General features: G+C 51.3%; 15 protein-coding genes. 11 read left to right on the top strand and 4 right to left on the bottom strand.

What is annotated here, in order from left to right; all coding sequences use genetic code 11:
- Positions 1-238 precede the first annotated feature (238 nt).
- Positions 239-1,189 (bottom strand): Rpn family recombination-promoting nuclease/putative transposase, encoded by a 951-nt coding sequence (locus tag B7988_RS13005; protein WP_088658255.1) that lies wholly within the window; start codon positions 1,187-1,189, stop codon positions 239-241.
- A gap of 281 nt (positions 1,190-1,470) precedes the next feature.
- Here B7988_RS13005 and B7988_RS13010 point away from each other — a divergent pair, with 281 nt between their 5' ends.
- From B7988_RS13010 to B7988_RS13025, 4 genes are all read left to right on the top strand, one after another.
- Positions 1,471-3,003, top strand: a complete 1,533-nt coding sequence (locus B7988_RS13010; protein ID WP_073321712.1) for a DUF1538 domain-containing protein — start codon at positions 1,471-1,473, stop codon at positions 3,001-3,003.
- Positions 3,004-3,071: 68 nt separating this feature from the next.
- Positions 3,072-3,425 (top strand): hypothetical protein, encoded by a 354-nt coding sequence (locus B7988_RS13015; RefSeq protein ID WP_073321709.1) that lies wholly within the window; start codon positions 3,072-3,074, stop codon positions 3,423-3,425.
- Positions 3,422-3,823, top strand: coding sequence for a P-II family nitrogen regulator (locus tag B7988_RS13020; protein ID WP_212668322.1), 402 nt, complete (start codon positions 3,422-3,424; stop codon positions 3,821-3,823). Before B7988_RS13015 ends, B7988_RS13020 begins: the two co-directional genes overlap by 4 nt.
- A 95-nt stretch (positions 3,824-3,918) precedes the next feature.
- Complete coding sequence (locus B7988_RS13025; protein WP_088658256.1) at positions 3,919-6,915, top strand: fused MFS/spermidine synthase; 2,997 nt, start codon at positions 3,919-3,921, stop codon at positions 6,913-6,915.
- Positions 6,916-6,964: 49 nt separating this feature from the next.
- Here the strand turns inward: B7988_RS13025 and B7988_RS13030 are convergent, their stop codons facing one another.
- Together B7988_RS13030 and B7988_RS13035 are read right to left on the bottom strand one after the other, a co-directional pair.
- On the bottom strand, positions 6,965-7,777 hold the full coding sequence (locus tag B7988_RS13030; RefSeq protein ID WP_139261088.1) for an outer membrane beta-barrel protein: 813 nt from the start codon (positions 7,775-7,777) through the stop codon (positions 6,965-6,967).
- Between the two features lie 115 nt (positions 7,778-7,892).
- Positions 7,893-8,942 (bottom strand): outer membrane beta-barrel protein, encoded by a 1,050-nt coding sequence (locus B7988_RS13035; protein WP_088658257.1) that lies wholly within the window; start codon positions 8,940-8,942, stop codon positions 7,893-7,895.
- A 61-nt stretch (positions 8,943-9,003) separates the two neighbouring features.
- Between B7988_RS13035 and B7988_RS13040 the strand changes: the two genes are divergently transcribed.
- Positions 9,004-10,833 carry an ATP-binding cassette domain-containing protein gene (locus B7988_RS13040; RefSeq protein ID WP_088658258.1) on the top strand — a complete coding sequence of 610 codons (1,830 nt, stop codon included), beginning with the start codon at positions 9,004-9,006 and terminating at the stop codon, positions 10,831-10,833.
- Between the two features lie 157 nt (positions 10,834-10,990).
- Positions 10,991-13,672 (top strand): Ig-like domain-containing protein, encoded by a 2,682-nt coding sequence (locus tag B7988_RS13045; RefSeq protein WP_088658259.1) that lies wholly within the window; start codon positions 10,991-10,993, stop codon positions 13,670-13,672.
- A 178-nt stretch (positions 13,673-13,850) separates the two neighbouring features.
- Here B7988_RS13045 and B7988_RS13050 read toward each other — a convergent pair whose 3' ends face one another.
- Positions 13,851-15,023 (bottom strand): acetate kinase, encoded by a 1,173-nt coding sequence (locus B7988_RS13050; RefSeq protein WP_088658260.1) that lies wholly within the window; start codon positions 15,021-15,023, stop codon positions 13,851-13,853.
- A 164-nt stretch (positions 15,024-15,187) separates the two neighbouring features.
- Between B7988_RS13050 and B7988_RS13055 the strand changes: the two genes are divergently transcribed.
- From B7988_RS13055 to B7988_RS13075, 5 genes are all read left to right on the top strand, one after another.
- Complete coding sequence (locus B7988_RS13055; protein WP_088658261.1) at positions 15,188-16,318, top strand: ATP-binding protein; 1,131 nt, start codon at positions 15,188-15,190, stop codon at positions 16,316-16,318.
- Positions 16,319-16,651, top strand: coding sequence for an FISUMP domain-containing protein (locus B7988_RS13060; protein ID WP_141225678.1), 333 nt, complete (start codon positions 16,319-16,321; stop codon positions 16,649-16,651).
- Positions 16,652-16,723: 72 nt separating this feature from the next.
- The gene (locus B7988_RS13065) at positions 16,724-17,266 is read left to right on the top strand and encodes a phosphatase PAP2 family protein (RefSeq protein ID WP_088658263.1); all 543 of its coding nucleotides are present in this window, start codon (positions 16,724-16,726) and stop codon (positions 17,264-17,266) included.
- Between the two features lie 45 nt (positions 17,267-17,311).
- Positions 17,312-17,980: a phosphoglycerate mutase family protein gene (locus tag B7988_RS13070; protein ID WP_088658264.1), complete on the top strand. Its 669-nt coding sequence runs from the start codon at positions 17,312-17,314 to the stop codon at positions 17,978-17,980.
- A gap of 282 nt (positions 17,981-18,262) precedes the next feature.
- Positions 18,263-19,423 (top strand): PLP-dependent aspartate aminotransferase family protein, encoded by a 1,161-nt coding sequence (locus B7988_RS13075; RefSeq protein WP_088658265.1) that lies wholly within the window; start codon positions 18,263-18,265, stop codon positions 19,421-19,423.

The raw sequence follows: 19,423 nt of genomic DNA on the forward strand, positions 1-19,423 counted from the left end.
AGCCTAGATCTGATGTTGGAACAAACTATTTTTGCGAAAAACCCTTGACACTACCCAATAAGTAGACCCATTAAGACCGAATTGTTGGCTGCTATAGAAGATTTGATGTCGCGAATTTCTGGTGATGAACTAAATAAAACCAAAGCTTTCTTGGAAAAATTGAAAAAATAAAAGAAATCAATTCTATAAAAAGCCCGCGGATTTAATTTCCGCGGGCATTAAATTTTAAATAAGGATGCTATTTCTTGAGGGCGTCAAGCCTAGCTTTTACTTCGGCTATCTTTTCTGGCGGAAGTCCTACATCTTGCATGACGCTGATGACGTCAGCGCGACCTTCATCGCGGGCGCGGACCTTTAGCGAGGCCAGATAATCGAGTTCTTCTTCTGTCAACACCATATTCTTTGCCTGTTCCTTGAGAAGTTTTTCCGAGGCGGTTTTTACAAGAAGGCGTTTTATCGCTTGCGCAATGACGTTATCGTCGAAATCGGGGAGCTCGTTGGACGATCCTGCGTTCTTGAGCAAGTAAAGCCAGCGATCTTCGTCGGTTTGAACGTCGTCAAGCGTCTTGTTGAACCGCGTCAGGTCATATAAAATATACTTCACTTTTTCGGTGATTGTCAAGCCCTTTTCGCTGCGGATTGCCCATGTGCCACGATATTCGTCCTGTTTTTCTAGTGGAAAATCGCAGACCCAGATGGCGAACGTAGGCGGGATTTCGTAGCGGGATGCTTCGCGCCGGGAGCGTTCTTCATCTGTAAGGTCCTTTGTTGGTTGTTTGAGAAATTCCTGGTCCCATTCGTACTTGCTTTGGAGCATGAATGCGCTGTGTTGCAACAGGATGCGCTCAATAAAACGGCTGTGCTTTGCCTTCTGCATTTCAACATTGATACTGTAACCGTTCGAAGTCGTTGCGCGGATGTCAAGTCTGCAAGTTTTGACTTGCGGGAAGATGATGTTGATTTCCGTATTCTTGATGGTAACAGAGGTAATGCGATTTTCTCCTTCGAATTGGAAGACTCCGTTTAAGAAACTAATCAACGCCTGTTCGTCGTTCAGGAAAGCCTTGAATGCGGCGTCGTAGAGGGGGTCAAGATAGGTACGCTTCTTGATTTCTTCGTAGGTTTTCTGTTCCCAAAATTCGCGGGAGTTGGTGATTACGAATTCCGGTACGCTGCTTTCTTGCGTCATGAGTTGTCCTTTGCCTTTTTGGGCGTAATTTCTCCAAAGAGAAAAACGGTTTAAGACCGAGTTTTCTAAAAAACTCAGCCCGGTTGCAGCACTTCAGTGCGTTTAATTTAAAGGGAAGGGACCGATTTTGCAGTCCATCTAAAAAGCCATATAAAAACCATCAGGTTGCAAAACATTTAATGTTCGGCAATGACTGAATGGGCTTAATCTAATAAATTCGCTTTAGAAAAACAAGCCGCTACGCAAAACAATTTTTTGGCTAATTTCTATATTTCCCGCAAATGTTTAAGATTTTGCTGGACAAGTTGAAGGAGGCGTTTGGCTCGGTTTTGCCGGTCACGCTGATTGTGCTTGCGGTGTCGTGCACGCCGCTGGTGTCATTGTCCTTTAAACAGCTTGTTGTTTTCTCTATTTGTGCGATTTTCTTGATTGTGGGCATCGGGCTTTTTAACCTGGGCGCCGACCTTGCCATGACCCCGATGGGCGAACATGTGGGGTCGGGCCTTGCCAAATCCAGGCGCCTGCAGTTGCTTGTTTCGGTGTGCTTTGTGATGGGTGTGCTCATTACGGTTGCAGAGCCTGACTTGTCGGTGCTTGCCGAGCAGGTGCGTGCGGCGGTGGAGCCTACTCTCTTGATCGCGACGATTGGTGTTGGCGTGGGTTGCTTCTTGGCGCTTTCGATTATCAAGATCGTGTTCAAGAAAGATCTTTCGACTATCATCATCTTTTTCTACCTCGTGTTGTTCATGCTTGGCATGGTCATGGTCACCTTCGGAAAAGATGTCTTTGTTCCGCTGGCTTTTGATTCGGGTGGCGTGACCACGGGCCCGATTACGGTTCCTTTTATAATGGCCCTCGGTGTGGGTGTGGCGGGAGCCATTGGCGGTAAAAACGCAAACGAAAACAGCTTCGGCCTGATTGCGCTTTGTTCGGTGGGCCCGATTATTGCGCTCATGGGGCTCGTGATTTTTTCGAAGGGTGATTTGACGTATCAGCTTTCGGAATCGGCCTATTCGATTGATGCAAGTCTCGGCATGAACTTCTTGCCGGTCATTTTGGGCGTTGCGAAAGAAGTGCTTGTGGCGCTTGGCTTGATTGTGATATTCTTTATGCTGCTCCAGATTACGGTGCTTCGCCTTTCTTGGTCCAAATTGACTCCGATGGCGTTCGGCATTGTGTACACGTTCGTGGGTCTGGTGGTGTTCTTGACGGCGGTGGCGGTCGGGTTCATGCCGATCGGTTTTGAATTGGGCAAGCAACTGGGTGCCATGCCACGTGCGCTTGTGGTGGCGGGCTTTGTGCTTGGCCTGGTGGTGGTGCTTGCAGAACCTGCGGTGCACGTGCTGAACAAGCAGGTCGAAGAAGTCACTGGCGGCCTGGTGACCAAGCGCTCGATGCTGATTGCGCTTTCGGTGGGTGTGGGAATTTCGATCGGTCTTTCGATGATCCGCATTATTGTCGGGTTCCCGATTATTTATTACCTGATTCCGGGTTACTTTATTTCGCTCGGACTTTCGTTCTTTGTGCCTAAGCTTTATACCGCAATTGCGTTTGACTCTGGTGGCGTGGCGAGCGGTCCGTTGACTTCTAGCTTTATTCTGCCGCTTGCGATTGGTGCATGCGCGGGCCTGCGTGACGGTGGCGATTCGATTTTGAATTATGCTTTCGGTATTGTCGCGATGGTCGCGATGACGCCCTTGATTACGATACAGGTGCTCGGTTTCAGGGCGACCGTTTCGACGGCGCTCCGTAACCGCATGATGATGCGTCGCATTCAAGATGCCGACGATGAACAGATTATTGACTTTATGTAGGGGACGCTGTGGAAATCGAAAAAAGAATTCGAAACAGAATCGTGCGTGGCACCCGGGCTAAAGTCTCAATGAATCGCCTCAAGATTTTGATTACGGTGGTGGGCCGTGCCAAGGCGGACTTTTACATGGACCACATCCAGTCTTTTGGCGTGAACATGCAGATGGTGTTGTTCGGGCAAGGGACCGCTCCGCGTGAAATTGCGACCGCCATGGGCCTTGCCGATTCGGACCGCGCTGTGATCATTAGCGTGATTGGCGAAAACCAGCTGCAGGCTGCTCTTGAAAGTCTGGCCGAAAAATTCAATACGATTGTGGGCGGCAAGGGCATTGCCTATACGATTCCGATGGCAAGCATTATCGGCAAGTCCATCTTTAACTTTTTAAGCGACAACCGCGATGCGGTACGGAGAAACGAAAAATGAGCGGATTCAATCACGAAGTCATCTTTTGTATTGTGAATACCGGATTCTCTGAAACCGTGATGGAAGCGGCGAAGGATGCCGGTGCCCGTGGCGGTACGATTCTGAATGCCCGCGGTACGGCGAACAAGGAAGCCGAGTCGTTTTTCCATATCGCGATTCAGCCTGAAAAAGAAATCGTCATGATTCTGGTCGACGCCAAGATCAAGGATGCCGTTTTGCATGCTCTTTACCAGAAGGCGGGACTTGACACCATGGGTCAGGGAATCGCGTTTTCGCTCCCGGTCGACAACGTGGTAGGCCTTACCCCGTGGAAGGCCGAAATCAAGGCTGCCGAGGTTGCTGCCGAAAAAGCGGCTGAAAAAGCCGAAGTCGCCGTCGAAAACGCCGAAAAGAAATAGTAGTTGTAAGCCGTTTTTTACAACTTAACAGCTCATTGCTCAAAGGGCCGTTAGGCCCGACCCCATTGCTCATTCCTTCTTACTATAATTAGGATATGAATATCCTAGTCTATTTCCTGTTTGCCCTGTCCGGGTTCGCGGGCCTCATTTACGAAGGCTCTTGGGCACGATACCTTAAACTCTTCTTGGGGCATTCTAGCTACGGCCAGGTGCTCACGCTCTGCATTTATATGGGCGGCCTTGCCATAGGCAGCTTTATTGCAGGCAAGATGGTCGAGAAAACCAAGCGCCCGCTCCTTGGGTATGGCTTGGTGGAACTGGCTATCGGTATTGGCGGTGTCGCGTACCACCCGCTGTACATTTGGCTGACCGGGATATTCTACGATTCTGCGTGGACAGCCTCCCTTACGCCTCGTGGGGCTGAATTGGCGAAGGTCGCCCTTGCGACAGGTTCGACTCTCCCGATTGCGATTGCGGTGGGCATGACGTTCCCCTTCATTGCCGCGGGTCTTATGCGCAAGAGTGGTGCTGAAGTTTCGCTCCCGATGCTTTACTTTACGAACAGCCTGGGTTCTGCCATCGGTATCTTGGCGACCAGCTATCTTTTGATTCCAGAGATTGGTAACCATGCGACCTTGTGTGTGGCAGCGTCCATCAACTTCTTGCTGGCGGCGGTGTTCAGCTTTATCGGTATTGCGACGTCTCCTGTGCCGGCCAAAGATGAAGACGCTCCCGAATTTCATGATGAAGATTACGTGGCCGAACATAAGTTGCCCATGCCACCTAAGAACACTTGGTTCTGGATTGCGGCAATTACGGGCCTTACTTCGTTTGTCTATGAAATTGTCTGGATTCGCTTGCTGTCGCTGTTGCTTGGGTCTTCGAGCCATAGCTTTGACCAGATGCTTTCGGCCTTTATCTTGGGCCTTGCGCTGGGTTCTGCGGTGAGCGGCAAGCTCCTGAAAAAGGACAGCTTGATTGTGCTTTCGATGGCGCAGATCTTTATGGCGTTCTTTGCGCTATGCACGCTGTATTTCCACCAGCCCTTCTGGGGCATGATGAACGAGGCGAACCAGATTTTCAATCCGACGTCTGACGGTTACGTTTGCTGGAGCCTGTTCAAGTATGCACTTTCGATGCTGTGGATGATTCCCACGAGTTTCTTTGCGGGGATGACGCTCCCGCTGATTACGTTGATTTTGACGCGCGCGTTCAAGAGCGAAGCCCCGATTGGCAAGGTCTACGGCTGGAATACACTCGGTTCCATTGTCGGTTCTGCAGGTGGTGGACTTTTGCTGTTGCCCCTGTTGCAACTCAAGGGCACACTCGTGACAGCTGCACTGCTTGACTTTGCGATTGGTTTTGTGCTGCTGGTGATTTACCGCAAGCGCTTCCGTTACAGCGTGATGTTCTACATCATGGTGTGCGTGATGATCATGCCGGCTATCTTTATAAAGTTCGATCCGTCGCTCATTACTTCGGGCGTGTTCCGCAGCTACAAGAACATGCACCCCAACGAAAAGATTCAGGTAATCGACGGTAAGACTGCGACCATCAGCTTCCACGAATCGCCGGTGCATTACTATGTGAAGACGAACGGCAAGGCCGATGCGAGTATGAGCAAAAACCGCGAGGCTCCGATTTCTAGTGATGAACTCACGCAGGCTGCCACAGCCTTCATGCCGATGGCCGTAAAGACGGAACCGTACGATGCCGCCATGGTTGGCTTCGGTAGCGGCATGGGCGCACATTACTTGCTTGCAGACCCCTTGCTCAAGGACTTTGACTGCGTTGAAATTGAGCAGGCCATGATGGATTTGGCGAAGGGCTTTTATCCGTGGAATTACCGCGGCTACGATGACCCGCGCATTCACATTTTCATTGACGATGCGACGACGTTCTTCCATACGAACCGTCGCCAGTACGACATGATTATCAGCGTGCCCTCTAACCCGTGGGTGAGCGGTGTGGCAGGGCTTTTTGCTCACGAATTCTACGCCAAGATGCGACGCTATATGAAACCGGGTGCGCTTTGGGTGCAGTGGATTCAGACTTATGAATTTAACGACCTGATGTTCCTGAACATTTTAAAAGCACTTGATACGGTGTTCCCGTACGTTAGTTTGTATAAGTCTACCGACGAACCGGACATCATCATGATCGCGAGCGATGAACCGGTGATACAGAAAGGCATCGGGCGATTCTCCACGGATACGGCGCTGGTGGCAGAATTCAACCGCATTCATCGCGATCCGGAATTCTTTGGCGAAAGGAACTTCCTGTTCACGAACAAGATGCTTAAATCTCTGCTCGAAGGAGTGAAGCCGAACAGCCTGTTTATTCCGATGGTCGACAACAAGGCCGAAGAAGCCCGCTTCGTTCACTCCGAAGCGCACATCGTGGATGTTTTTGACAGCTGCGAAGTCTGCTGGCAACAGTACTTGGATCCCGAGGACTACAAGTTGCGTCGTGGCGCCCGCGTAAAGGCGATGCTCGAAGAGCCGAAGGATGAATTTAAGAAGACTGCCTTGCTTTCTTACATGCAAGAACTTGAAGCGGCGGCCGCAAAGGATTCATTCTCTCGCGTGCTGGTTAAGGTTGATACGATTGCTCAGGGTGACAGCGCTATCTTGGATAGCGTCGTGTCCGAAAATCCGCGCCTGGGTGAACTTGAATCGTCTGTGGGCTACCAGACGTTCCGCGAAAACTTTGTGGAATGGATTCGCAAGGTTCCGATTGAATGCCGCGATTCTGACGAGGTTTACATGAAGGCGATGGATCTTGTTTCCATGAATGCTTTCCCGCGGGCCTTCGCCGACGAATTCGGAATTCTCGAGGCTGCTCGTCAGGGTGTTTACAAGCAGGCTGCCCTTTTGATTGCGAACTTCTTTGACCGCTACGAGATGAACGACATGGGCGACATATTCCTGCGTAACTGCATCGTGCTTTCGCTCCTTGCGGGTGAACCGGAACTTGCCGATGCAATCTACAAGAATGTCATCCAGAAGAACGAAGACTTCTTCGCCGTCGAAAAGCGGCTCATCGAACGCGAAATCCAACAACTCAGAAGAAAACTCAACGCCAAGAAATAAACAAAAAAGGAGCCTTGCGGCTCCTTTTTTTTAAACTTGTTGAACTTCATTAAAACATGAAGTTTATACCGAGAGTGGTATAGAACGTGTTGAGCGAAGAATCATAGAAGGCTTCTTCGGCAACGAGCGTCTTGTTCAGGAGGCTCGTGAAGCACTGTACCACGCGGATATCCACGCTGACCCAGCGGGTGAGCATGTAACCGATATCGAAGGCGCCGCCCACTTCCATACCGGAGGTAGCGACCGTATTGTCACGCTTGCCACCGCTGGTCTTGAATTCAGACGAACCGTTCAGCTTGAGGCCCATGTTGATACCCAGGCCCACGTAGAAGTCGTAATCTTCGAAGGTGTAGCGGAAGATGATCGGGATTTCGAACATGAAGAGATCGATGCTCGCTTCGTTGGTGTAGGCATCCATGTCCTGTTCGTAGGTGTAATGCCTATAGTTGAAGGTCAGTTCCGGCACGAGGCTCAGGTTCTTGACCATGAAGTTCATCTTGAGCAAGAGACCGCCACCGCCCTGGTAGCCGATCTTCCAACCGTCAGAGTTTTCGCCAAAGAAAGTGTTGATACCGCCCTGGGCGCGAATACCGAGCAAAACGGCACGCTGGAAACCTTCGTTACGCATGCGGTTGATTTCGGATTTCTTGGTCGTTTCGGCCTTGTAACGAGCATATGCGCTGGCGTATTCTTCGTCGTTCGCAAATTCGCTGTCGGTAGAGCCGTCGTACGACTGGTCGTCGCCAGAACTTTGGGCAGAGGGGGCTGTAGCCCAACCTTCATCATCATCATCTTGAGCCATGGCAGGCATCGAAAATGCCAAAGCCATGGCGAATGCAACACTCAATCTCTTAAAATCCATAGTCTAATTATAATAAAAGGGCACGTAAGGTCCGTCTATAAAATAAATTCTAGGACCCAAAATAGTGCCGAAATTTTTGTTTACTTATAAAGGGACGTAACGAAATGCCCCGGTTTTAGAGCAGGAACGTTGCGCCGAAGCCCACGTGCATGGTGTAGAGCTTGGAATGCATCAGGGAGGATTCTGCGATCAGGTCAAGATCCAACAGGTTTGTAAAGTTTTGGATAACTCGGAGGTCCAAGACAAGCCAGCGGTTGATTGCGCAGCCTACGTCAAGAAGGGCGCCAATTTCCACGCCCACGGTCGGTATGGTGTTGGAACGGGTTTCCTTCATCCTGGTGCCGGCAAAGTTGATTGTCTGCTCGTTTTCGGAATCGCCGCTCATCTTTAGGCCGAGGTTGGCGCCTACGCCGATAAAGAATCCGTCTTCGTCGAAAACGAACTGGGCGATGACCGGGATTTCAAAAAGCATTTCATTGATAGTAGCGTCGTTCTTGCTGTAGGTCTTTTCGTCGCTGTCGGTGTCAATTTGCTTGTATTCGGATTTGCCTTCGTAGCCGTAATGGCGGAAGCTGAAGTTGAGTTCGGTAGATACGGCAAAGGAACGGGCGAGCGGAAGCTTGGCCATGATGCCTGCGCCGAGTTCGGGGCCGATGTTCCAGTCACTGGCCTTGCTGCCGAGGTTCTTGTTGATGCCGACCTGGGCGCGGACACCGAACTGCATGCCTTTGGAGAAGCCTTCTTTGCGGGCGCGGTAGTCGGCCGCGTTTTCTTCGATGTAGTGCGGAGTGACGTCGTCTTCTTCGTCGATGTTCGTGGTTGCAACTTCCGGAGCTTCGTCTTCTTCTTCGCTGTCGGTGTCGGTTGCGGTGGCGCTGGCTGTTGTGTTTGCGGTTGTGTCGGCTTGGGGTTCTTCTGTGGAGGTGGGCCAGGGCTCTTCTTCGGTAGTGGCGCCGTTGTCGCTGTAAGAATAGTTCGCGTTGTCTTCGTCTTCGTTCGGGGCGGCCTGATCGGCAGATACGTACCCGCATCCGTCGCCTACGCAGTTGGGGTCGGGAACCTCGCCGGAGCCTTCAAAATCACCTTGCGCAAAAGCGTTAGCGACTGCCAGGGATCCTGCGAGAATTGCAATAGCGAAGCGGTTAGACAGCGAAAATGTTTTCATGCTTTTAATTATACAAAAATTTTTTTTGAGAAAGCGTAAAACTTTTTATTTTTGGGAATGTATGCCGATTCTTTCTGCCCAAAACCTTCTTTTACGCATCGGGGCGAATGCGCCCTTGCTCGATAACGTGAGCTTTGACATCGAGGCCGGCGACCGGATTTGTCTGGTCGGCCGCAATGGTTGCGGCAAGAGCACTTTGTTGAAAGTGCTCTCGGGCGAGGCCGAGGTGCAGTCGGGCGATATCGTCAAGAAGTCCGGCCTCAAGATTTCGCGCATGATCCAGGAAATTCCCGCCCATATCGAGGGGACGGTCCGCGACGTGGTAATGCAGGGGGTGCTTGCCGATGGCACCCACGATACCCATGCCGAGGCGATTTTGGGCAAGACGGGGATAGACGCCGAGGCTTTGTACGATAGCCTGAGCGGAGGCCAAAAACGCCGGGTTCTTTTTGCCCAGGCGCTGGCCCAGGACCCGGACTTGTTGCTGCTAGACGAACCCACGAACCACTTGGACATTCCGGCTATCCAGTGGCTCGAAGGAATCGTGACCCGCCTGAATTGTGCCTTGCTTTTTGTAAGCCATGACCGCACTTTTGTGCGCCGTGTGGCTACCCGTATTTTCGACTTGGACCGCGGGCGTGTTCGCAGCTGGGACTTTCCGTATGACAAGTTTGTGCAGTTCCGCGACCAGGCTTTGGCCGAAGAAGACAAGGCGAATGCACTTTTCGACAAGCGCCTGGCCGAAGAAGAAGTCTGGATTCGCAAGGGAATCCAGGCGAGGCGGACCCGGAACGAGGGCCGCGTGCGCGCGCTCATCAAAATGCGCGAAGAACGTGCAGCGCGCCGCACCCGAACGGGCAACGTGAACATGCAGATTACCGAGGCGGACCGTTCGGGGCGCCTGGTGGCAAGACTCACCGACGTGAGTTATTCTTACGACGGAGCACCCCTCATTAGCAGTTTTTCGACGGAGGTTTCCCGCGGAGACCGCATTGGAATCGTGGGCCCGAATGGCTCGGGCAAGACGACGCTTTTACGCCTGATTTTGGGCGAACTCACTCCCGATACCGGCGAAGTACGCCTCGGCACGAACTTGCAAATAGCCTATTTCGACCAAATGCGTACCCGCCTCCGCGAAGACAAGTCGCTTGTAGAAAACATTGCCGATGGCCAGCAGTACGTGATGTTGAATGGCGCCAAACGCCATGTATTAAGTTATCTGCAAGACTTCCTTTTCTCGGCAGATCGCGCCCGTGGCCCGATCAGTGCCCTGAGTGGCGGAGAACGTAACCGCCTGCTGCTCGCGTGCCTATTCAGTCACCCGAGTAATGTGCTCGTGCTTGACGAACCCACCAACGACTTGGATATGGAAACGCTCGACCTGCTCGCAGAACTCCTGGCCGACTACAAGGGAACCGTGCTTACCGTAAGCCACGACCGCGCCTTCCTGGATTCCGTTGCGACAAGCATCTTGGCGATCGAAGACGGCGGAAACGTTTTTGAATCGGTGGGCGGTTACAGCGACTACGAAGCCAAGAAAAAAGTCCGCGACAAGGAAGCCGCAAACGCAGCCCGTATCGCTGCCGAAAAAGAAGCTGAAAAGCAGGCGAGGGCCGCGCAGAATTCCGGTGCGGCGCTACCTCAGAGTACCGGGGCTGCGGCCGCGAAAAAGAAAAAGCGCAGTTACAACGAAGAGCGCGAATACGCCGCCTTGCCCGAAAAAATCGAGAAACTGGAAGCCGAAATTTCCGAACGCCAGACGGAACTTTCCAAGCCCGAGGTGTTCACCAACGCGGCCCGTATTGTGGAACTCCAAAAGGAAATCGCGGACCGCGAGGCCGAGCTCGAAAAGGCTTACGAACGCTACGAAGAACTAGATTCGCTAGGTTGACGGGGGCCAGGGGCGGACTTGCGACCCTAGTCTGTTTCAAAAAGTTTACGTATGTGGACAAAAAAGCATTACAATCGCGCTATTCCAAGTTGCATTATATGCCTACAGAATATAGATTTGGAATGATGGTAATTTGGGAAATCATAAGAGGTCAAATATGATGAAAAAAATGATTTCGTGGATGGGCGTGATGGGCGCCTTGATAAGTTCTGCCTACGCAGCGTCGGCGACTGTTTGGTCCGCTGAAGATGGCAATGGTACGGTCCCTCCTGTAGGAGCCTGGTACAAATATCCGACTAAGACTACAAACGGGGCTACAGCCTCGTTCGTGACGGATTCCGTACACGGTTACAAGACGTTAAAGGCTTCTGTCAGCGCAACGAACGAAAGCAGTGCTGCCGGCATGGGCTTTGCTTGGGCCAAGAACGAGGGCGAAATTTCGCTCGCTGCTTATAAAGGTGTTTGCCTGACCTATTCTGCAACGTCTCAGTTCAGGCTCGAATTCAAGCAGTCGACTATTTCTGACTATGACTATTACGGTGTTGTACTGAACAAGTCTACCGCCCAGAAGTCCGTCTTTATTGACTTTGCTGACTTGACACAGGAAGGTTGGGGCGATGCGGTTGATTTTGATTTGACTGCACAGCAGGCTCTCCAGTTCGCATACAAGCAGTCTCTCGCTGCAGAAACCGGTAACTCGACAACGAATACCATTGCTATTTCGGCAGTGTCCCTCGGTAACTCTTGCGGCGGTCACGCTCCTGAATTAATCGCCACGGAGACAGAAATGGACTTGAACGAAGGCGACACCTTGAAACTTGACCTCTCCAAGGTGTTTGCTGACGAAGATGAAGACATTGTTTCTTATTCCGTGTCGGTCGTTTCTGAAAAAGCGGGCGCCGTTAAACTTGCCGATTCGCTTTACAATAAAACGGGTGTCGTGAACCTGGTTGCGGGAGCGAACCCCTCTGGTACAGCCTCTGTGACTGTTGTTGCTGTTGATGCAACTAAAAAGTCTGCCGGCTATGTACTGACCGTGACGCCGGTCGACCGCGAAAATCCGCCGGTTGCCGTGAACGACTCATACACGACTAAGGAAGAAACCAAACTTGTGAAGTCGACGCTTTCTACCGGAGTCATGCTTAATGACTATGACCCGGACGACGATGACTTTGTTCCGGTGCTTGTTTCTACTACATCGCATGGTGTGCTGGAATTCAACGAAAAAACGGGTGGGTTCACCTATGTCCCGGATAAGGACTTCTTTGGTGCAGATACCTTTACCTACCAGCTTGTCGAAATAAAGGAAACGGACCCCTTGACAAGTGATGTTGGCGTGGCGGTTATTAATGTGACTAATGTGAATGACCCGCTCACCGTAGTCGTTGGTGATTCTACCATGACGCTCGGTGATGATACGTATAAACTTGGCGATACCCTTGTATTGACCGAAGATTTCGATCCGACAACGGTCGTTATCCCGGTTGCAAGTATTGCTTTTGTTGATCCCGACTTTGTGGGCGATGCCGAAGCGACAGTCAATGTGAAGACCAGTGGAGTTGTTAAGGCGACTTACCTCAGGAAGGGTTCGAACCATTTGATCGACTTGTTCCCGGTTGACAATGCGGAAGGCATTGCCAAGGTGACGATGTTTGCTGTCGACGGCAAGGATACGGCTTCGGTCTCGTTCTATGTGAAGGTGACTCCGGTGGCAGACCCGCCGATTGCTGTAGATGATGCCTATAATGTAAGTGCAGGTGCCGTGGCAAAGATTTCTGCTGCCGAAGGCGTTCTCAAGAACGACAAGAACCCCGATAACGCGAAGTCCAAGCTTACGGCTGTCCTGAAGGACAATGCGGGTGCTGGCAAGGTTACGCTTGCTGCAGACGGTTCGTTCACTTACGAATCGGTTGACGCTGCCGAAGAAGACATGTTTACGTATGTCACTGTCAATGCAGAAGGCGATACCTCTGAATTGGCAGCAGTGATTCTCACGATTGTACAGCCGCCTGTATTTATCGAAGATTCGCTGCCGTCGATTACCAAGCGTTTTGCAAACCTGAAGGAAGAATTTTCGACCAGACAGATTCGAATTCTCGATCTGCAGGACTGGTTCACGGATGAAAAGGATAAGGGCAAGCTGACCTTTGCGGTTCGTTCCGAAGATAGCCTGCTGAACCCGGTGATGAATACGACGACAAAGTACTTTGTGCTGGGTTCCGTGAAGAACGCCTGTGGTGAAACGAACTTTATCTTGACGGCCAAGAACTCTCGCGGCGGATCCGTTGACGTTGCTATTCCGGTTTCGATCGAATGCGTGAATGACAAGCCTTTGCTTGACAAACTGCTGGATACCTTGTACATTGGCGCTGGCGTCTGGAAAGATACAATCGACTTGAATGACTTCGTGACTGATCCGGATGGTGATACCTTGGTCTTCACGATTACGGAATCCAAGACTCTGGCGGAAAACCTGACCTGGGAACAGAAAGACAATCTCTTCATCGCCGAAAGCAAGGATAGCCTTGCCAAGGGTACGGTAATCAGGTTCGACGTGAAGGCTGCTGATTCTACCACTTATGTGAAGTACACGCTGGTGCTGATTGCCGACGAAGCTCCGAAGGCCTCTATCAAGCCGGCGATTGCCGCTGCCCCGAAGATGAACTGGCAGAGCGCAATCCTTGCAAACCGCGGTGCCGTGGCGCTGTTCGATATGCAGGGCCGCGTAATGTGGAAGGCTAAACTCCCGGTCAGCGAAGCTGACGTGCGTAATGCAGCCGCTCAGGTGCAGGGCAGAAAGATACTGCAAGTGAACAAGCAGACTTGGACGATTAAATAGGTTGTGAGGTATGGGCTCGGCGCAGAGCGCCTTTGAGCTCGCTTCGCTTTGAGATTAAGAAGAGGCTCCGTCTAGGAGCCTCTTTTGTATTTTTTTTGGAGAGGAAACCTCAAAGCGACACCTATAAGGTGGAGCGACCTCATACCTCAAAGGATGCTGCAGGCATCCGACCTCGCGCCTATTTCACCAGCGCTTCGGTGTCGAGGGCGATGAGAAGTTCCTCGTTCGTCGCAACAACCATCGCGGTCGGGGTGCCGTCCTTGCTAATGATGTGGCCGGATTCCTTGCCGTTCTTTTCGTTGCGGGCTTCGTCGATCTGGTAGCCGAGAATTTTGAGGTTGTCCATGGCCATCTTGCGGACAAGCTTGCTGTTCTCGCCGATACCGCCGGTGAACACCAGGGCGTCGATGCGCGGGAGTGCCATGGCGATGCCGCCGATTTCGCGGGTGAGCCTGTAGGCGAACGTTTCGAGGGCGATCTGTGCGCCCACATGGCCTTCGCTTGCGGCCTGCGTCAGGGTGCGCATGTCGTTGGAGAGTCCGGAGAGGCCGAGGAGGCCCGATTCCTTGTTCACGAGCTTGTCGAGACGGTCGATATCGTAACCGTACTTCTTGCTGATGAAGAAGAGGATGGCCGGGTCAAGGGAGCCGGAGCGCGTGCCCATGATGAGGCCCTCGAGCGGGGTGAAGCCCATGGTGGTATCAACGCACTGGCCGTTCAGAATGGCGGAGCAGCTGGAACCGTTACCGAGGTGAGCCGTGATGAGGCAGACTTCTTCGGGCTTCTTGCCCAAAATCTTGGCGGCTTCGCCGGTCACAAAGCGGTGGCTTGTGCCGTGTGCGCCGTAGCGGCGGATTTTGTCTTCTTCGTAGAACTTGTAGGGGATGCCGTAGAGGTAGGCCTTGCGCGGCATGGTCTGGTGGAAGGCGGTGTCGAACACGGCGACCTGCGGGAGGCCCGGGAAGAACTTGGTGGCGCATTCCATGCCGGTGGCGTGTGCGGGTTCGTGGAGCGGGGCGAACAGCGTGATGCTGCGGATGTAGTCGATGACTTCCTGCGTCACCTTCTCGCTCTTGACGTACTTGCCGCCGTGCACCACGCGGTGGCCGATGGCTTCGATGGTGTCGGTGAGCTTCTGTTCGGCGAGGAACTTCTGCACTTCGGCAACGGCTTCGGCATGAGTCGGGCAGTCGAAATTGAAATCGATGTTGCCGTTCGGGCCCTTGGCCTTTACGTGGCCATTCACGCCGATGTTTTCGACGAGGCCGCTGGAGATGGACTGTTTGGTCTGGGTGTCGATAACGGCGAACTTGACCGAGGAGCTGCCGCAATTAAGAACGAGTACGCGCATATTAAAAAACCTTGGTAATTGATTATGGGAGAAAAAATAGCATTTTAGGGGGCCGCTGGCTTTGGGGGCGGGAAAAATGGCCGTTTTGGGCCGACTTTGAAAAATTGCCTAAAATAGGTTGCCTATTTTAGGCAATTTTTGTATATTAGTATAGAGAGGTCTTTATGCAAGAAAATCCGTTCATTGTCAAAGGGTATAAATCGCCGGCCTATTTCTGCGACAGAGATGACGAAACTGCCGCTATTATATTGAATATTCAGAACGGTGCCGATACGACACTGGTCTCTCCGCGTAAGTACGGAAAGACGGGATTGATTTTGCATACCTTTGCTGAAATGAAGCGTCGGCGCCTGAATTACGAAACTCTCTATGTTGACATATTCGCGACGTTGACCTTGGAAGATTTTACCAAGACCCTGGCAGAAGCCATCCTGATCAAATTTCCTGAAAAGACATCTATTGGCAAAGGGTTCGTAACTTTTTTGAAGACGCTTCGCCCCACGCTTACTTATGATTCCATTTCGGGTTCGCCGCAGTTGCAGTTTAACTACGGAACCGTTTCGGAAAAGGAATGGACTCTCAAAAGTCTGCTTGAATTTTTGAATACCCGCGAAAAGCCGGTTGTGTTGGCGTTTGACGAATTCCAACAAATTACGGAGTATCCCGAAAAGACAGCCGAAGCCTTGCTTAGAACTTATACGCAGTCTATGCAAAACATTCGTTTTATATTCTGTGGCAGTAAGAAGAAGTTGATGGCCGAAATGTTTACAAGTGCGGGTCGTCCGTTCTTTTCTAGCACCAAACTGCTGACACTTGGAAAAATCGATTCCGATAAGTATGCTGAATTTATTCGGGGCCATTTTTCCGAGGTGGGAAGAACGATTGATGCCGGTGCTGTTGATTGGATTTTGGAGTGGACGCGTCGCCACACATTTTATACCCAGACCCTTTGCAACGAAGTGTTTGCTGTCGGTGGCAACGTGACTATTGATGTGGTGAAAAATGCCGCAAACAGGATTCTAGAAAGAGAATCCGATTACTTTTTGCAGTACCGAGAACTCCTTACTCGTCAGCAATGGTTGCTTTTGGTGGCCGTTGCAAAAGAAGGTTGCGTGAGTAAGCTGACATCAACCGTGTTTTTGAAGAAATACAACATTGGTAGCTCCACGAACGCTCGCCGTGCGGCAGAATCCTTGCAAGAAAAGGAATTGCTGTTGACGCTTGAATCCAAAGAAAAACAGGAATACCAAGTTTATGATGTATTCCTGTCTCGCTGGCTGGAACGGGAGTTTTAGATGAAAAAATTGACGTTTTTATTAAGTATTTCCATCTGTTTGGTTGCTTGTGGTGATGAAAGTAGTAGCGGTCCAGAGTACGTTTGGGTAGACCCAAGTACTGTTATCCACGGAACTATGACGGACTCTCGAGATGGAAAAACCTACAAAACGGTAACTATTGGCTCGCAAACATGGATGGGTGAAAATTTGAATTCCAGTGAACAGAATATTTATCACGCATTCGCATTGGAACTAGATTATCGTGTACTTGAACCCGCTGCAAGCGATGATGCATTGATAAGTGGTAACCATAAAACATGGGCTTATTCTGTGCGGTGCGTTAAAGATTAGGCGTGAGAATTTCGCTCTGGAATTTATCAAAGGCTTGGCCTAGCGGCGCCTTATTTACTAAATTCCCCGTTGATGTTCAAGAAAATCGCTGAATTTGATAATCGCGTGTCGGTCTATTGGACGAACCGGCATTTTTCCGCGAAGACGACGAAGTTTCTCAAGTTTTATGTGCGTCTGGGAGACGGCTACATTTGGGGTGTTTTTGCACTGGTTCTTTTTTTGCATATTGGCTGGTCTGCGTTCTGGCCGATTTTGGCGCAGGCTTTGGTAGCGGTGGGAGTGGCGCTCGCCTTGTACGAGGGCGTTAAACTTTCTACCAAGCGGCCGAGGCCATTTGCGGTGAATCCGCAAATCAAGGCGGAAGTTCCGCCTCTCGACAAGTACAGTTTTCCTTCTGGCCACACGATGAACAACTTGGCGGTGGCCTCGGCGGTATTTTATGCGGTGCCGCAGTACGGCTGGATCATGATGCTCTTGCCGCTCACATGGGGGCTTTTACGCGTGTATTTTGGCGTGCATTGGCTCACGGATATTATTTGCGGTTTCTTGCTGGGAGTCTTGAGTTTTGCGATTGCGCATGCCATTTGGATTCCGGTTTCGGGAATGATTGCTTAGAATAGGAGATCCCGGCTCAAGGCCGGGAAGACAAATAAGGCTTATATGTTCATTCCCGCGTCAACCTTCTTCAATTCGCTTGCGTCTGACGAACGCGTGTTCTTGTTGGTTCGTCACGGGGAACGCAGGCACATTACTCCCGAAGATCCTGACTTCGGTGCGCATGTGGGCCTTACGGAGCGTGGGCGCGAACAGGCTTTGTCGCTTGGCAAGTGCATTCCTGCCGAGGGCGATATGAGTTTCTTTTCGAGCCCGGTAGGCCGCTGCATGGAGACGGCTTTGAATATTGGCCTTGGACGCGGCATCCAAAATCCGTCGATACAAAAGATGGATTGCCTGGCGGAATACTTTGTTCAAGATTACGATGAATACACCAAGGTGCTGCGCGCAGGATTTTACGAAGGCATTTGCGAATGGCTGAAGAATGAGGCTGCAGGTAAGCCACGCGGCGATAAAGAAGCGTTTGCGCCTCTGGCCGCGCGTTCCGAAGAAATGCTTGCGATGATGCTTGAAAAGGGAAATAGCCGCTTCAACATTTTCGCAACGCACGATGCCTGGGTGGTGCCGTGCCTCACGCACTTTTGTAAGATGCAGTTTTCACCGAAGCGCTGGATGAATTACCTGACGGGAATGGCCGTGGTTACTGATGCGCAGAAGAATGTAAAGCGTATTGTGCCCGTGACTGGCCTTGATACCGGCTGGTTATCGTTTTAAGCTATAACAAACCAAAGAAAAATAGTATAACTGGATAGCCCGTTTTCAGTTGACAGCGTTATTGTTTTTGTCTATATTATTCCTACGTAAATGATAGGAAATAAAAGAATGGCTCATTACTTGATGAACATGTGTTGTTTCTGTTGGAGTCGATGTCGAACGGGCGACTAGTTTTTAGGCTTTTATCTAAAACAGATTCCCGCTCGGCTATGTCTCCGGAGCGGGATTTTTTTATTCGAATTTTAACAATAAATGGCGCATGGCGCTAAAGGACTTCAAAAAATGTCAACTTCCAAGTATATCGAAACGAAACTCATCCACGGCGGCATCGATGGCGACAAGGTCACCGGAGCCGTTAACGTGCCCATCTACCAGACTTCTACCTATAAGCAGGCGGGTCTCGGCGAAAATACCGGCTGGGAATATTCCCGCACGGGTAACCCCACGCGCGCAGCACTCGAAGCGCTGATTGCCGACCTTGAAGGCGGTGTCGCAGGCTTTGCTTTTGGCAGCGGCATGGCAGCAACCTCGACGGTACTTTCGCTTTTCAAGCAGGGCGACCGCATCATTATCTCTAGCAATGTTTATGGCGGCACCTTCCGCGTTCTGGACAAAGTATTTAAGAATCTCGGCGTTACCTATTCTATCGAAGATACCACCGACTTGGCAACGCTCGATACCAAAGTGACGCCCGACGTGAAGGCCTTCTTTATCGAAAGCCCGGCGAACCCGCTCCTGACCGTAACGGACTTGGCTGGGGTGGCCGCGATTGCGAAGAAGCATGGAATTCTGACCATTGTCGACAACACCTTCATGACTCCTTATTTGCAACGCCCGCTGGAACTTGGCGCCGACATCGTGGTGCATTCCGCGACCAAGTACTTGGGCGGCCACAGCGACGTGGTGGCAGGTCTCGCCGTAACGAATAACAAGGAAATCGCGGAAAAGCTGGCGTTCAATCAGAATGCCGTGGGCGCGGTGCTTGGCCCCTTCGATTCCTTCCTTTTGATTCGCGGTATCAAGACGCTTGGCGTGCGCCTTGATCGCCATACCGAAAATGCGGAACGCATTGCCCGCTACCTGGAACAGCATGAAGCTGTAAAGCACGTGTATTATCCGGGACTTCCGACTGCTCAGGGTTACGAAATCAACAAGAAGCAGGCCAAGAACGGTGGCGCCATGATTTCGTTCGAACTTTACGAAAACTACGACATCAAGAAATTCTTCAAGGCCCTGCAGCTGATTTCGCTGGCCGAAAGTCTGGGCGGCGTCGAAAGCCTCGTATGCCATCCGGCTACCATGACCCATGCCTCTATTCCGAAGGAAATTCGTGAGAAGGTGGGCATTACCGACGGACTCATTCGTTTGTCTGTAGGTATCGAAAAAGTGGATGACATTATCTTGGATTTGAACGCCGGCATTAACGCCGCAAAGGAAGCATAA

The organism is Fibrobacter sp. UWB1 (assembly GCF_002210325.1).
GTDB lineage: Bacteria > Fibrobacterota > Fibrobacteria > Fibrobacterales > Fibrobacteraceae > Fibrobacter.